At 60.1% G+C, this 15,333-nt stretch carries 14 protein-coding genes and 1 riboswitch; of the genes, 4 read left to right on the forward strand and 10 right to left on the reverse strand.

Annotation, left to right across the window (positions count from 1 at the left end; translation table 11 throughout):
• Nucleotides 1–111 precede the first annotated feature (111 nt).
• Nucleotides 112–681, forward strand: a complete 570-nt coding sequence (efp, locus tag E9677_RS24795) for an elongation factor P (RefSeq protein ID WP_136560748.1) — start codon at nt 112–114, stop codon at nt 679–681.
• Between the two features lie 160 nt (nt 682–841).
• Here efp and E9677_RS24800 read toward each other — a convergent pair whose 3' ends face one another.
• Entirely contained in the window at nt 842–1,072 is a 231-nt protein-coding gene (locus tag E9677_RS24800; RefSeq protein ID WP_136560749.1) for a YdcH family protein, read from the reverse strand.
• 99 nt (nt 1,073–1,171) lie between these two features.
• On the opposite strand from E9677_RS24800, the gene E9677_RS24805 reads away from it, so the two are divergent.
• The gene (locus tag E9677_RS24805) at nt 1,172–2,098 is read left to right on the forward strand and encodes a hydrogen peroxide-inducible genes activator (protein WP_136560750.1); all 927 of its coding nucleotides are present in this window, start codon (nt 1,172–1,174) and stop codon (nt 2,096–2,098) included.
• 34 nt (nt 2,099–2,132) lie between these two features.
• Here E9677_RS24805 and E9677_RS24810 read toward each other — a convergent pair whose 3' ends face one another.
• Nucleotides 2,133–3,617 carry an NAD-dependent succinate-semialdehyde dehydrogenase gene (locus E9677_RS24810; protein WP_136560751.1) on the reverse strand — a complete coding sequence of 495 codons (1,485 nt, stop codon included), beginning with the start codon at nt 3,615–3,617 and terminating at the stop codon, nt 2,133–2,135.
• Between the two features lie 3 nt (nt 3,618–3,620).
• Entirely contained in the window at nt 3,621–4,901 is a 1,281-nt protein-coding gene (locus E9677_RS24815; RefSeq protein WP_136560752.1) for a 4-aminobutyrate--2-oxoglutarate transaminase, read from the reverse strand.
• A gap of 185 nt (nt 4,902–5,086) precedes the next feature.
• Between E9677_RS24815 and E9677_RS24820 the strand changes: the two genes are divergently transcribed.
• The gene (locus tag E9677_RS24820) at nt 5,087–5,866 is read left to right on the forward strand and encodes a cupin domain-containing protein (RefSeq protein ID WP_235883099.1); all 780 of its coding nucleotides are present in this window, start codon (nt 5,087–5,089) and stop codon (nt 5,864–5,866) included.
• 66 nt (nt 5,867–5,932) lie between these two features.
• Here the strand turns inward: E9677_RS24820 and E9677_RS24825 are convergent, their stop codons facing one another.
• The 6 genes from E9677_RS24825 to E9677_RS24850 all read right to left on the reverse strand — a co-directional run bounded on the left by E9677_RS24825 (nt 5,933) and on the right by E9677_RS24850 (nt 14,437).
• A complete protein-coding gene (locus tag E9677_RS24825; protein WP_136560754.1) occupies nt 5,933–7,357 on the reverse strand; it encodes an efflux transporter outer membrane subunit in 1,425 nt (474 codons plus the stop codon).
• A gap of 129 nt (nt 7,358–7,486) precedes the next feature.
• Nucleotides 7,487–10,606: an efflux RND transporter permease subunit gene (locus E9677_RS24830; protein WP_136560755.1), complete on the reverse strand. Its 3,120-nt coding sequence runs from the start codon at nt 10,604–10,606 to the stop codon at nt 7,487–7,489.
• 41 nt (nt 10,607–10,647) lie between these two features.
• Nucleotides 10,648–11,856: an efflux RND transporter periplasmic adaptor subunit gene (locus E9677_RS24835; RefSeq protein ID WP_136560756.1), complete on the reverse strand. Its 1,209-nt coding sequence runs from the start codon at nt 11,854–11,856 to the stop codon at nt 10,648–10,650.
• A gap of 138 nt (nt 11,857–11,994) precedes the next feature.
• Nucleotides 11,995–12,660: a TetR/AcrR family transcriptional regulator gene (locus tag E9677_RS24840; RefSeq protein ID WP_136560757.1), complete on the reverse strand. Its 666-nt coding sequence runs from the start codon at nt 12,658–12,660 to the stop codon at nt 11,995–11,997.
• 17 nt (nt 12,661–12,677) lie between these two features.
• Nucleotides 12,678–13,622 (reverse strand): phosphoribosylaminoimidazolesuccinocarboxamide synthase, encoded by a 945-nt coding sequence (locus E9677_RS24845; RefSeq protein ID WP_136560758.1) that lies wholly within the window; start codon nt 13,620–13,622, stop codon nt 12,678–12,680.
• Nucleotides 13,623–13,753: 131 nt separating this feature from the next.
• Nucleotides 13,754–14,437, reverse strand: a complete 684-nt coding sequence (locus E9677_RS24850; RefSeq protein ID WP_136560759.1) for an energy-coupling factor ABC transporter permease — start codon at nt 14,435–14,437, stop codon at nt 13,754–13,756.
• A gap of 52 nt (nt 14,438–14,489) precedes the next feature.
• Nucleotides 14,490–14,704, reverse strand: a riboswitch (cobalamin riboswitch).
• A 148-nt stretch (nt 14,705–14,852) separates the two neighbouring features.
• Between E9677_RS24850 and E9677_RS24855 the strand changes: the two genes are divergently transcribed.
• The gene (locus E9677_RS24855; RefSeq protein ID WP_136560760.1) at nt 14,853–15,065 is read left to right on the forward strand and encodes a hypothetical protein; all 213 of its coding nucleotides are present in this window, start codon (nt 14,853–14,855) and stop codon (nt 15,063–15,065) included.
• 37 nt (nt 15,066–15,102) lie between these two features.
• Here E9677_RS24855 and E9677_RS25450 read toward each other — a convergent pair.
• The coding region (locus tag E9677_RS25450; protein WP_205910197.1) for a hypothetical protein at nt 15,103–15,333 on the reverse strand (231 nt) is incomplete at its 5' end.

Here is a 15,333-nt window from a genome sequence, read left to right on the forward strand (position 1 = left end):
ACGGGCTGGCTATTCTGCCGGATTTGGGTTAGTCCCGCCCGAGAAATTCGAAGACGTCAGCAGGGACGGCCGTCCTTTACGACGGGTCTCACGCAGATACAAGGAATTCCCATGGTCAAGGTTATCGCCTCTTCCGTCCGCAAGGGCAATGTTATCGATGTCGACGGCAAGCTCTATGTAGTGCTCACTGCCGAAAACTTCCACCCCGGCAAGGGCACGCCCGTTACGCAGGTCAACATGCGCCGCATCGTTGATGGCGTGAAGGTTTCGGAACGTTGGCGCACGACGGAACAGGTCGAGCGCGCCTTCGTGGAAGACGTGAACCACCAGTTCCTCTACGAGGACGGTGAAGGCTTCCACTTCATGAATCCGGAAAACTACGATCAGGTCGTGGTCGACGTCGAGACCATGGGCGACCAGAAGGCCTATCTGCAGGAAGGCATGGTCTGCATTCTGTCGATGCATGAAGGCATTGCGCTGGCTCTTCAGTTGCCGCGTCATGTCACGCTGGAGATCACTGAGACCGAACCGGTCGTCAAGGGCCAGACGGCATCGTCGTCCTACAAGCCAGCCATGCTTTCCAACGGTATCCGCACCATGGTGCCGCCGCATGTCGACGCCGGTATTCGTGTCGTCATCGCGACCGAAGACAATTCCTACGTCGAGCGCGCCAAGAACTGAGCAGCGCTCTTCGGACCCAGAATCGGAAGCCTGGCGTCAACCACGCCAGGCTTTTTTGTTTTCGGGTAGCTGTTTAGCCCTCAATGCCGGCGGGGCGCAGGGAGGCCCCGCCGGCCGCTCTCGCCGGTCACGTTCGCGCCATCACGGAGCGCGCACGTGCTCAGCGTCCGGCGAGAAGAGGACTGCCGAAATTCGATGCCTTGGGGCGGGCGGCACTTGCCTTCATGGCATCGCCCCGTTCGAGCAACGTGATCTGCTCCTTCAAATGCAGCCTTATCTTCTTCAAGGCGCGGACCCTTATGCCGTCCGGTTGCGGACGACGCTGTTCCTCATCGATCTTTGCGGCGACGATCGAGTGACGGGCTCTAAGGGCTTTCAACAGTTGCTTCATGGCGATCTCCTCTCGTGCCCTACGAATATGAAGCGTGCCGATTGATTATTCCAATTCATAGATTGTATAAATCTCATAGTTATTCTCTATGAGGTAGGGATGCCATTTCGCCCCAGTCATCGTCAGTTGGAGTATCTCGTCACACTCGGTGAGACCGGGCACTTCGGCGAGGCAGCGAAGCGTTGTAACGTCTCTCAACCGACACTCTCCGTGCAGGTCGCTCTTCTCGAGAAGCAGCTCGGGGTGACGCTCATGGACCGGATGCCTGGACACGTGGTCCCTACGCCGGTAGGTGCTGAAATCATCAAGGCGGCGAAGGTCATCCTCAATGGGCTCGACGAGGTCCGGGCACTTGCAACAGGTTCAAAGGGCAATCTGGGAGGTGCGATCCGCCTTGGGGTCGCGCCCTCGTTCGGGCCCTATTTCCTGCCCTATCTCCTGCCTCCGCTTCATCGGCAGTATCCGGAACTCAAGCTCTACATACGCGAAGACCGGCCGCGACAGCTGGAGAAGGCCGTGCTCCAGGGAGAGACGGATTGTGGACTGGGGCCGTTGCCTTCGGTCGACGACGGCTTCGTGTCGCAACAAATCTGCCGGGAACGAATATTCCTCGGCGTGCCCAAGGCGCATCGACTGGCGGCATTCGACAGCATTCCAACAGAAGGCCTAAAGGGCGAGCGGCTTCTCACTCTGGGAGCGGGGCACCGCCTCATGGACGAGGTGCGGCGCCTGGCCGATGTGTCGGGAGCGACTCTTGCAGAGGAATATGAAGGGTCGAGCCTCGATGCGATCCGTCAGATGGTTTCGATCGAGATGGGGCTGTCCCTCTTTCCCGAACTCTACGTCCGGTCAGAATTCGGCAAGGAGGATGGCATCAAGCTGCTGACGATCGAAGGTTGGCAGGGTGTCCGGGACATCGGATTCTTCTGGCGGCAGTCCTCGGCGCGCGGAAACCATTTCGAGGCACTGGCAGGTCTCGGACGCGCCGTGGCGGATCGGATCTTCTCGTCGGACCAGATCAAATGAAGATCCCCGGCGAGGCCGGGGATCTCGAATGCGATCAGGCGATGCCTCCGAGGCAGATGTACTTGATCTCGGTATAGTCATCGATGCCGTATTTCGAGCCTTCGCGGCCGAGGCCGGACTGCTTGATGCCACCGAAGGGTGCGACTTCCGTCGAGATGAGGCCGGTATTGACGCCAACCATGCCGTATTCGAGGGCTTCCGCGACCCGGAAGATCTTGGCGATGTCCTTCGAGTAGAAGTAGGAGGCAAGGCCGAATTCGGTGGCATTTGCGAGCTCGACCACTTCGTCTTCGGTCTCGAACTTGAAGAGCGGTGCAACCGGACCAAAGGTCTCTTCGGTGGCGACCTTCATATCGGTGGTCACACCGGTGAGGATCGTCGGCTCGAAGAAGAGTTCGCCAGCCGAGGACGGCTTGCCGCCGAGGGCGACCTTGGCACCCTTGGAGACGGCATCGGCGACGTGTTCCTTGACCTTGTCGACCGCCTTGGCATCGATCAGCGGGCCGGTCGTCACACCTTCGGCAAAACCGTTGCCGACCTTCAACTGCCCGACCTTTTCCGCGAGCTTCTTGGCGAAGGCGTCGTAGATGCCGGACTGGACATAGAGACGGTTGGCGCAGACGCAGGTCTGGCCGGCATTGCGATACTTGGAGATCATCGCACCTTCGACCGCGGCATCCAGATCCGCATCGTCGAAGACGATGAAGGGCGCGTTGCCGCCGAGTTCGAGGCCGAGCTTCATGATCTGGTCGGCACCCTGGCGCATCAGGATGCGGCCGACATTGGTCGAGCCGGTGAAGGTCAGCTTGCGGACCTTGTCATTGGCGCAGAATTCCTGGCCGACCATGGCTGCATCAGTCGAGGTCAGTACCGAGAACAGACCGGCAGGCAGGCCAGCGCGCTCGGCAAGGATGGCGAGTGCCAGTGCCGAGAGCGGTGTCTGGGCTGCGGGCTTCGACACCATGGCGCAGCCGACGGCGAGAGCCGGTGCTACCTTCCGGGCGAGCATGGCATTGGGGAAGTTCCAAGGCGTGATGGCACCGACGACGCCAACCGGCTGCTTGATGACCATGATCCGCTTGTCAGCCTGATGGCCGGGGATCGTGTCGCCATAAACGCGCTTGGCTTCCTCGGCGAACCACTCGACGTAGGATGCACCATAAAGGATTTCGCCGCGGGCTTCGGCCCAGGGCTTGCCCATTTCCATCGTGAGAATGGTTGCGAGATCGTCGGCGTTTGCGACCATGAGGTCGTTCCACTTGCGCAAGATCGCGGCGCGCTCCTTGCCGGTCTTCTTCGCCCAGGCCTTCTGCGCCGCGTGCGCTGCGTCGATCGCCTTGGTGACTTCCGCCTTGTTCAGGTCAGGAAGCACGGCAATCACGTCGCCCGTTGCCGGATTGGAGACCTCGAAGGTCTTGCCAGACTGGCTTGCGGCCAGCCAGTCATTGCCGACAAGCGACTTGTCCGTCGCCAGTGTAGGGTCCTTGAGCTTGTCGGTCAGAGTGTTCGAAATAGTCATGCCTCAGGCTCCTGCTGCAACTTCACGGATCGAGGCTTCGATCAGATCAAGCGCCTCGTTGAAGACCTCGTCCTGAATGGTGATTGGGGCGAGGAAGCGAATGACGTTGCTGTAGACGCCGCAGGTCAGAAGGATCAGGCCCTTGTCCAGCGCTTTCAGACGCACCGCATTGGTGAAATCCGCATTCGGCTTGTCGGTTCCCGGCACCTTGAATTCGACGGCATTCATGAAGCCGAGGCCGCGGATGTCCATGATCTGGGGAATGTCCGACCGTAGGCTTTCGAGGCGCTGCTTGAGGCGGTTGCCGAGCTGGTTGGCGCGGTCGCAGAGCTGTTCTTCCTCGATCACGTCAAGGACGGCATGGGCGGCAGCGATCGCCAGCGGGTTGCCGGCATAGGTGCCGCCAAGGCCGCCGGGGCCGGGGGCGTCCATCAATTCGGCGCGGCCGGTGACGGCGGAGAGCGGGAAGCCGCCGGCGAGGCTCTTTGCCATCGTCGTCAGGTCCGGCACCGCGTCATAGTGCTCCATGGCGAAGAGCTTGCCGGTGCGGGCGAAGCCGGTCTGGACTTCGTCGGCGACGAGCAGGATGCCATGTTCATCGCAGATCTCGCGGAGCGCCTTCATCAGCGGACGCGGCACGTCGTAAAAGCCACCCTCGCCCTGAACGGGCTCAAGAATGATCGCTGCAACGCGCTTCGGGTCAACATCGGCCTTGAACAGCTTGTCGAGTACGTCGAGCGAGGTTTCGACGTCGATGCCGTGCATTTCGAGCGGGAAGGGAACGTGGAAGACGTCGCCCATCATCGGGCCGAAGCCGACCTTGTAGGGCACGACTTTGCCGGTCAGCGCCATGCCGAGGAAGGTACGGCCGTGGAAGCCGCCGGTGAAGGCGATGACGGCGGAGCGGCCGGTGGCGCAGCGGGCGATCTTGATGGCGTTCTCGACTGCTTCGGCGCCGGTCGTCGCGAAGATCGTTTTCTTCTCGAAGTTGCCGGGCACGATCTTGTTCAGGCGTTCGGCGAGCGCGACGTAATTCTCGTAAGGTACGACCTGGTGGCAGGTGTGGGTGAAGCGGTCGAGCTGTGCCTTTACGGCTTCAACGACCTTCGGATGGCGATGACCGGTGTTGAGAACGGCAATGCCGCCGGCAAAATCGATGTAGCGATTGCCCTCGACATCCCAGATCTCCGAATTCTCGGCCTTGTCGGCGTAGATCTGCGTGGTCATGCCGACGCCGCGGGAAATGGCGTCATTCTTGCGAGCTGAGATTTCGGCGTTCTTCATCGTTTTCGTCCTGTGCAAAGGGTTGCCAGTGGCATCGTTTCGGTCGTTGATCGCGCAGTTATATATTTCCTACATTTTTTCTGTAGACTTGCAATATGCCTTGTCGGCATTATCACCCGTGACTGCGACATTTCCTTGGGGGCAGCGTGGACGAGATCCGGTTCAAGATAGCAGAGGCTGCTCGAATGGCAGGGGTTTCGCCCTCGACCTTGCGTCTATGGGAAAGCCAGGATCTGATACAGCCGATCAGGACGCCAACGGGGCAGCGGGTCTATGATCGCAGCCTGGTCGACAGGCTGAAGCAGATCGCCTGGCTCCGGAGCGAGAAGGGGCTGAACCCGGCCGCTATACGCGAGACGCTGCGCGGGCTTCCCGCGGATGCCGACGAAGACGGATCGGAGAACGAGGACGATGCCTCGGACATTCGCCCGGGCACGCGTATGCGGCGGCTACGACGAGAGGCGGGAAAGACATTGGAGAATGTCGCGCAGGCGACAGGTGTCTCGGTCTCGCAGCTTTCGACCTTCGAGCGGACGTCCCAAGGTTTATCCTTCACCGCCCTGCATGAGGTGGCGCGCCACCTGGGCACGACACTCGCCTCGCTCAGCGGACAGGAAGAGGGACAGGGGGGAGAATCCCTGATCCGCGACGGTAGATGGGCCTCTTGGCCGACTACGTCGTCCGGCGTCGCGGTGCAGGTTCTGGCGGAGGGGCGCAACCTGATGGAGTGCAACCGTTTCCAGCTCGCGCCCGGTGCATCGAGCGAAGGCGCCTACCAGCACGAGGGTGAGGAGTTCATTCACATGCTCTCGGGTAGCCTCGAGATCATCCTCGACGGCGACAAGTTCTTCGAACTGAATGCCGGTGACAGCTTTTATTTCGAAAGTCGCAGGCCACATTCGTGGCGCAACATTTCGAGCGGTGAAACCGTGCTCATCTGGATCAACACGCCTGCCACCTTCTGAGATGTTGACAAAGAAAAACCCGGCAACCGTTTCAGGTGCCGGGTTTTGTGTGTCTGTGTTGCGAGCTCAGTTGCTGGCGACCACGGTCTTTACGCCGTCCCAGGCATAGCCGCCGCCGATGGCGACGTTGAGCGAGACGTAGCCGTTCGCCAGCTGCTGGACAGCCTGAGCAAGGTTCGCCTGGGCGCTCGCGACGTTGCGCTGGGCATCGAGGACGTCGAGCAGCGAGGAGGCACCGTCACGATAGCTTGCCGTGGCAAGCGACAGGGCTTCTTCGTAGGAACGGACCGTGGCGGTCAGGGCCGAAACGGTCTGACGGGTCCGGCTGACGGAAACGAGCGCGTTTTCGACTTCGGAGACTGCGCTCAGGACGGTCTGCTTCCAGGCGAGATACGATTCGCGGGCTGCAGCTTCGCGAGCCTTGATGTTGGCGCGGCGAGCGCCGGCATCGAAGATCGGCAGATCCAGGCTCGGACCAAAGCCCCAGGAGGTTGCCTTGCCGCTGGCAAGCGACGTCGCAACGAGGGTCGGCGAGATCGAGCCGCTGAGCGAGATCGACGGGTAGAGGGCGGCTTCTGCAACGCCGATCTCTGCCGTGGCAGCCGCAAGATTGCGTTCTGCCGCGCGAATATCGGGGCGGTTACGGATCAGATCGGCAGGAACGCCGGCGTTGACGCCGCGGCGTGCGTAAGGCTGGGCTGCACCCTTCTGCAGGTCGGCGAGGAGGGTCGTCGCCGGCAGACCGAGCAGGAGCGAGATGCGGTGAACCGACTGGCGGAACGAGATCTCGAGGCCTGGGATTTCTGCAAGCGTCGAATTGACCAGACCTTCGGACTGGACGACGTCCAGTCTGGAGGCTGCGCCGGCTTCGAGCTGCAGGCGGGTGAGTTCAAGCGTTTCACGGCGCGAGCCGAGGTTCTTGCGGGCAATCGCGATGCGTTCCTGATAGTAGCGCGCATCGACATAGGCCGTCACGACGCTGGACAGGAAGGTCAGGCGGGCTACATCGGCGCTGGCATAGGCAGAATCGAGCGATGCCTTGGCGCTTTCCTTCGAACGGCGATATTGGCCGAAGAGATCAATGAGCCATGACACGCTTGCCGTGCCTGTCGATGTATTGGTGGTATCGCTGTCGCGGCTCGCCAGCGCACCGCTGCCATTGGTCTTGGAGACCTGATGATCAGCGCCGACATTGAGCTGCGGAAAGGCGGCGGAATCGGCCGACTCGAAATTCGCTTCGGCAGATGTGATGCGTTCTATCGCCTGCAGGACATCGAGGTTCTGGGCGAGGCCGGTTTCAACGAGACCGTTCAGACGGCGGTCGTTGAATGCGGTCCACCACGGAACCAGCGTTACGTCCGTAGACGCTCGGACGCTGCCTTCGGAAAACTTGACGGGGAGGGCGGTCTGAGGCGCCTCATGTTCTGGACCGACGACGCAGCCGGATAGGAGAAGCAAAGCGAGTGGTGCGGCAGCACGAATCTTGAGCATCACGTGTTCCTGTATAAGTCCCCCGGTCTTGCTACGACGAGGTGTTGAAATACCCCGAGCCAACGACCGACATACACACGCAGGCTACCGCAGCACCCTACGCAATAGTTGGTTAAGATAGTTTGTCAATCATTGCTGCGACAGCTGATCTTTCGGTCTAGCACCACCGAAGATCTGCCTGATTACAACGAAGAACGATGGAACGAAGAAAATTCCGAGCGCGGTGGCGGTGAACATTCCGCCAAGTACGCCAATACCAATGGAATTTTGCGCTGCAGAACCCGCACCGGTGGCTATTGCCAGCGGAACGACCCCGAGGATAAAGGCCAAAGACGTCATGATGATCGGACGAAGGCGCAATTTTGCGGCTTCGAGTGTTGCATCAATGACACTCAATCCGGCCGCCTGGCGATCCTTGGCGAACTCGACGATCAGAATCGCGTTCTTCGCCGCGAGGCCGATCGTCGTCAGCAATCCGACCTTGAAATAGACGTCGTTGGACTGACCGAAGACAGTGGCTGCAGCAACAGCGCCCAGGACCCCGACAGGAACCGCCATGATGACGGAGAAGGGGATCGACCAGCTCTCATAGAGTGCCGCGAGGCACAGAAAGACGATGAGGACCGACAGGGCGTAGAGGAGGGGAGCCTGAGAGCCGGACAGGCGTTCCTGGTAGGAGATGCCCTGCCAGGCGACCGTGTAGCCACCATCGAGATTTGCGGTCAGCTCTTCCATGGTGTCCATTGCGGTACCAGAACTGACACCGGCGCCGGCTGCACCTTCCATGGAGATCGCCCCCACGCCGTTGTAACGACTCAGTGTCGGCGCACCGCTGATCCACTCCGTCTTGACGAAGGACGAGAAGGGAACCATCTCGCCGTTCGCATTGCGGGCGTGCCAGTCGTTGATCGCCGTTTCCTGCATCCGGTACGGCGCGTCACCCTGGACATAGACCGGCTTCAACTCGCCGTTCAGCGTGAAGTCGTTTACGTCGCGGCCGGCAAAAATGATCGACAACATGCTGTTGACGGTCGCGATGTCGAGACCCATGGCGCCCATTTTTTCCTGATCGAGCAGGAATTTCAGCTGGGTTTCCGCCGGCGGGTTGTTCGAGCGTAGCGAGCTGACACTGGCATTCTGGCTGCCGGCCTGCATCAACTGCTGCGAGGCTGCCGTCAGGGCTTCGGTGCCTCGCTTGCCGCTGTCGACGAGATACATCGAGAAGCCGCTGGAAGTGCCGAGGCCCGGGATCGCCGGCGGCTGTAGCGGGAATACCTGCGCGTCGCGCAGGGTGAAGAAATAGCCCATGGCGCGTTGGACGACGGCTGCTGCCCCGAGTTGTGGGTCCGTACGCAGCTCGAAGTCCTTCAACTTGGCGAAGACGAGGGCGTAGTTCTGGCCGGCACCGACAAAGGAGAAACCCGACACCGAGAAAACGTCCTGGATCGCATCCTTTTCCTTGTCGAGATAGTAGTCCTCGATCTTCGTGATGATCTCTTCCGTGCGTGTCACGGTTGCGCCATTCGGCAATTGAACGATGGTCATCAGCACGCCCTGGTCTTCCTGTGGCAGGAAGGACGAAGGGAGGCGCAGGAAGAGCCAGCTCATTCCGCCGATCACGACAGCGAACATCAGCATGACCCGCATCGGACGCTTCAACAGGTAGCCGATGGAGGATACATATCCGCCGGTTGCGCGGTCGAAGTTGCGGTTGAACCAGGCGCCAGGTCCGCGCTTCGGCTTATGATGATCGACAGGCTTCAGCATCGTGGCGCAGAGCGCCGGCGTCAGGACGATGGCGACCACGGCCGACAGGAGCATTGCGGATACGATTGTCACGGAGAACTGGCGATAGATGATGCCGGTCGAGCCGCCGAAGAAAGCCATCGGAATGAAAACGGCCGTCAGCACGAGAGCGATGCCGACGATAGCGCCGGTGATTTCCCCCATGGACTTTTGTGTGGCCTCGAGAGGCGATAGTCCCTCTTCGGTCATGATGCGCTCGACGTTTTCGACCACGACGATCGCATCGTCGACGAGCAGGCCGATGGCGAGAACCATGGCGAACATCGTCAGCGTGTTGATCGAGTATCCGGTCATCGCAAGAATGCCGAAGGTGCCGAGCAATACGACCGGTACGGCGATCATCGGGATGATGGTTGCGCGCAGGTTCTGCAAGAAGACGAGGAGCACCACGAAGACGAGCACGATCGCTTCGATCAGGGTGTGTACGACCTTTTCGATCGACAGCTCGACGAACGGCGTCGTGTCGTAGGGATAGGTGATCACCACGTTTTCGGGCAGCGACGAGGCGATGCCGTCAAGCTGGGACTTCACGCGCTCGGCAGTGTCGAGTGCGTTCGCTCCGGTCGCGAGATTGACCGCGAAGCCCGTCGCCGGGTTTCTGTTCGAGCGGGTTTTCGTGCCGTAGCTTTCCTGGCCAATCTCGATGCGGGCAACGTCGCTCAGGCGAACGGTTGCACCATCGGTCTCGGTCTTCAGGATGATCGCCTCAAAGTCAGACACCGACTGCAGCTGGCTCTGAGCCGTGACGGTGACTGTCAGTTGCTGGCCTTCCGGAGCCGGCTGGCTGCCGAGGGCGCCAACGGAAACCTGGGTGTTCTGTGCCTGGATCGCCGAAGTCACGTCGGTCGGCGTAAGTTGGAACTTGTTGAGCTTGTAAGGGTCTAGCCAAACGCGCATGGCGTAGCCCGTGCCGAAGACCTCGATGCTGCCGACGCCTTCCAGGCGCTTGATCTGGTCTTCGATTTGGGACGAGAAGATGTCGCCGAGTTCGACATTGCTGCGTGCGCCGTCTGTCGAGACGAGCGCGCCGACGAGCAGGATGCTCGATGTGGAGCGTGTGACGGAGATTCCGGCGCTCTGAACCGTATCGGGCAGTTGCGACTGGACCAATTGCAGCTTGTTCTGCACCTGGACCTGCGCAATTTCCGGATCGATCGAATTGCCGAAGGTCAACGAAACGCTGGCCGAGCCGGTGCTGGACGAGGAAGTCATATAGGTGAGATCATCGAGGCCGGTCATGCCATCCTCGATGATCGAGGTGACCGATTTCTCGACCGTTTCGGCGCTCGCGCCGTTATAGCTTGCAGAGATCTGCACCGTTGTCGGTGCAATTTCCGGGTACTGCGCGATCGACAGCGTCGAGATCGCGAGCGCGCCGCCAAGCATGATGATGATCGCGATCACCCATGCGAAGATCGGGCGGCGAATGAAGTACTGAGCCATGGGTTATCCTTTACGCCTCGATTGCCTTGCCTGTCGCACGATCAGGGTTGTGCAGCAGGGGCGGCAGCCGGGGCCGCGATCTCTTCGACGATCCCGTTTTCATTGATCTTGGCTTCGACAGGCTGGACAGGGGCACCGTCGCCGATCCACTGGAATCCATCGACGATGAGCTTGTCGCCATCATTGATGCCGTTCGCGACGAGCCAGTTGGTGCCCGAGACCTGGGCTTCATCGAAGACCCGTGTCTCCACCTTGTTGTCAGCAGATACGAACATGGCCGAAAGCTCGCCGTTCGCCGCGCGTGTCGCAGCGCGCTGCGGGATCAGGTAGCCCTCTTCTGTCCCGACTGTCACCGTCGCACGGACATACATGCCGGGCAGGATCAAGCCTTCGGGATTGTCGAAAACGGCGCGGATCGAATAGGTGCCGGTAGTCTGGCTGACGGCCATTTCGGACATGTCGAGCTTGCCGACGACCGGATATTCGTGGCCATCTTCGAGCGTCAGCCGGATTTCAGTCGCGCCATTTTCGTTGCGATTGATGCGACCTTCGGTGATTGCCTCGCGCAGACGCAGGAGATTGACGCTGGATTCCGTCAGATCGATATAGATCGGGTCCAGGCGGCGCAGCGTCATCAGGGTGTCTGTCTGGTTTGCCGTGACAACATTGCCGATCGAGTAGCGCGACGCCGTCGTCACGCCTTCGAAGGGGGCGCGGATCTCGGTCAGGGCAAGCTCAATCTCGGAGGAGCGCAAGGCGGCTTTCGCCTGGGCGACATCGGCTTCCGCCTGGAGGAGCGTTACCCGGGCATTTTCGAGCTCCACCTGGGTTGCGCCGCTGCCGACGAGGCGTTCCTGGCGTGCCAGATTGGACTGGGCGGTCGGTACGCCGGCCTCAGCTTTCTGGACGCTTGCCTGGGCCTGTGCCTGGGCGGCTCGGTAGGTGTCGTCTTCGATCTTGTAGAGCAGATCGCCTTCCTGGACCTCATTGCCTTCCTTGAAGGCAATTTCCTTGATCACGCCGCTCACGCGCGGGCGGATCTCCGCTGTTTGAAAGGCGGCTGCGCGTCCGGGAAGTGTGGTCGTCAGCGTCTGTGGTGCCTTTTTCATTACGACGACACTCACGGCTGTAGGCGGACGTTCGCCACCAGGGGCCGCGCCAGCACCCTGGGCAGGTTCCTGATCGCTGCAGCCCGCGAGGATCGCGGTGCAAGCAAGAATGACAGAGGCGAACTTGAGGCTTCGGCGCATAGATAATCCCAAAAAATGACAGGGTCATAGGGGAGGACGCTCATCGTCACGGCGGGTACGCTGGATACCCTAGTCATGAGAAAGGCGCCCCCGTCAGACACGATGGCAGGTCGTGGAAGTGACGTAAATCAGATATCGTCACTTAACAAGTGGCAAGCGCAACGCCGCATCAATCAAGGTGACCACATCGTTGCATCGTGTTGCCATAATGTCAGCATTTTCCAACCCGGTCATGACAGGATGAATGACGCAGGCGAGGGCATCGAAAGCCGCATTGGCGAAGCGCGGCACATCGGCAACCTTATACACACCCTCTCGAACTCCCGCTTCGATGATGTCTGTGATCGTCTCAACGACCATTTTCCGGAATCGATCGCCACAGTCGAGCTCTTCGGTGATGGTGACAAGGATCATTTCGAAGACGAAGGGTGCGTCGAGGCGTCCGGACACATGTTCCTGCATAAGGTGGTGTGCGAGAGCAGACAGCCGTTCGGGAGCCGGGCAATCCCGCGACAGGACACGTAGCGAAGCAACCGTCTCCTCGATAGCTCTGGTCGCGATCGCATCGACGAGACTGGTCTTTGTGCGGAAATGCTTGAAGACATTCGCCGGCGACATGGATAGCTCGGCTGCAATGTCTGCGATTGCGACACTGGCATAACCATGCGTGCGAAAGAGGCGTTCTGCCGTGTTCAGGATCTCTTCCCGCGTTTCCTCGGCGGATCTCCGAGGACGGCGTGCGACGGAACCTTTGAGTTCAGGTCCGCTGCAACTCCCCACGCGGGCGCGATATCCGTGATCCATGACGTTTCGGCCTCCTCCTAGCCGATGTAGCGAACCAGATTGTTATGGACCCGTGCTGAGGGGCTTTCGCCACTGTCGTCAGGCACGAAGGTCTCACCGGTGATCGCCTCATATGCCTTTATATAGACTCTCGAGGTCTCCTCGACCAGCGATGGAGGGATTTCGGGGATTTCGTCGGTATAGGGGTCGCAGCGTTCCGCGACCCATGCGCGGACGAAGTCCTTGTCGAAGCTCTGCGGGCGCTCGCCCTTTTCGAAGCTTGCCAGATAGCTGTCTGCGATCCAGTAGCGACTGCTGTCGGGCGTGTGGATCTCGTCGGCAAGAATGATCGTACCGTTTTCATCCGTGCCGAACTCATACTTGGTATCGACAAGGATCAGGCCGCGTTCGGCCGCGAGCTGCTGGCCTCTGGCAAAAAGTGCGAGCGCGTAGCGCGACAGCGTGTCCCACTGCTCGGCGGTCAAGAGTTTCTTTTCCACGATCTCGGCTGGCGTGAGCGGTTCGTCATGGCCGCCGTCGAACTCCTTGCTCGTCGGCGTGATGATCGGGGTCGGAAGCTTCTGGTTGTCGCGCATGCCGTCGGGGAGGGTGATCCCGTACATCTGGCGCTCGCCCTTCTTATAAAGCGTAAGGATCGAGGTCCCGGTGGTCCCGGCCAGATAACCGCGCACGACGACTTCGACTGGCAGGATGTCGAGGCGCTTGCCGACCACGACATTGGGGTCGGGGTAGGCGATCACATGGTTGGGGCAGATGTCGTTCGTCTTCTCGAACCAGTAGCGGGCTGTCTGGGTCAACACTTGGCCCTTGTACGGAATGCAGGTGAGGATGCGATCGAAGGCGCTGAGGCGGTCCGTCGAGATGATAATGCGGCTGCCGTCCGGAAGATCGTAATTCTCGCGCACCTTGCCACGATAGTAATTCGGCAGTTCCGGAAAATGGGCTTCGGACAGGATGCGCATGGATATCCTCGATGTCTCGACGGGCGGGGCACGCTACGGTGCGGTTTCTGCCTCGCGGTACCCGAAAGCTGTGGCCGTTTCAAAGAAAAAGCGCATGGCGAGAACCACGCGCTCCTTCAATAGTCATGCAATCAAGTGGCTGCGTGATGCAGACGGCCGTTAAAAAGACCGTTGTCGGTCGCCTTGCGCAGCGATTTGGCTCCGGCCAGAACTGCGAGATCGACGAGCGGTTCGACCAGGATCACCGTCATATAGGCCGCACCGAAGGTTGCGATGCTGCTCAGGCTCTCGGTGGTGAAGCCGTGACCATAGAGGGCCCAGAAGGCAACCCAGGCGACGATCCCGCCCTGATAGGTGGTCGAGAGGGCAAGGGCGTCGCGATAGCCGACGTCGACGTAAGCCTTCTTCTCCGGAATGATGCGGCGGGCGAGTTCGCCGATCGCAAAAAGCGGTATGATCAGCGTCGTAACATTCATTCCATATTGCGGAAGATCGAAGGGTGCAAAGAAGAGCCCCTGCAGGAGAAGGCCGAGTGCCAGACCGATCGAGGCGGCGCCGGCGCCAAAGATCAGGAAGAGCGTGGATCCCAGGATCAGGTGTACTTCGGAGACGCCGACCGGATGATGTGGCAGAACCTCGAAGAAGGAGAAGACCAGCGCTGTCGTGATCAGGACCCGGCCTGCCAGGGAGGCGGGTGACGTCTTGGCCTTCAGGTCGTCCCTCGCCATCTTGGCGACGAGACCGAACGAGAGTGCGGCAGTTGCGTAGCTGAGTGCGAGCTTGGCGCCGTCCACGACGCCGGGTTCGATATGCATAACATAAGTCCTTTCGTCCGCGCCCACCGCGCGGGAAGAGTTAATGCCGCGTTCACGGCGCCAAGCGATGGCAGGTCTCCTGGCTCACGGGTCAGGGCTTCAGTCCGCCTTATCAGCACGAGGCCAATGGCATGTCGGACGTCGCTCGCCGTTCACAGTTGCGGGGGCAGCCACGGTTTCGGCCCCTGATGGGTAATCCTCACCGTATTCCCTCTTCGTCCGCCCGTCGGGTCTTGTCCGGGCGAAACCATCACGAGGACGAGTTTAGGGCCCGGTACAGAAACATGTCCAGCAGATTGCGACATGATCCGCGGCGAACGGGTCACCTGATTGGCAAAAGCCAATTTGCCGCATTGAATGCCCGAGCCACTCGTCCCCAAATGAGGCCCGGTAGAGATCCTGGAGAGGTAGATTGATGGGCGAGCTCATATACCGCGTACCAGTGGTCGGTTGGATGCTGAAGGAAGCGATGCAGGGACCGACGACCGCGAAGGTTCTCTTCGTCGTCAACCTGCTGATGGTCTGGCTGCTTGTGATCCTGACATTCGGATATCCAGCCATCATCATTCCGGCGTTGGCTGCCGTGCCTGCGATGTTTGTGGTGCTCGTCCTGATCACCAAGGGATGAAGCGAAAACGTGGCCTTTTAAACAAGCGAGAGCAGTCCTATATTGATGTCGAGCGGGATGGAGAGCCCTCCGTGCCACTCTCCATGGCGAAATTGGAACGAGGTCGATCGGCCTCATAATTTTTGCTTTGAAAACAATCACTTGAAAAAAACGACAGTTTTTTGACAATTGGCTGTTGACGGGAAAAAGGAGTGGCCGTATAAGCCGCTTCACCGAACGAGAGGGCGGCGCCAAACGGCCCGCCAGACTGGTTCAGACAAGATCCTAG

Source organism: Peteryoungia rhizophila (assembly GCF_004912145.1).
Taxonomy (GTDB): domain Bacteria; phylum Pseudomonadota; class Alphaproteobacteria; order Rhizobiales; family Rhizobiaceae; genus Allorhizobium; species Allorhizobium rhizophilum.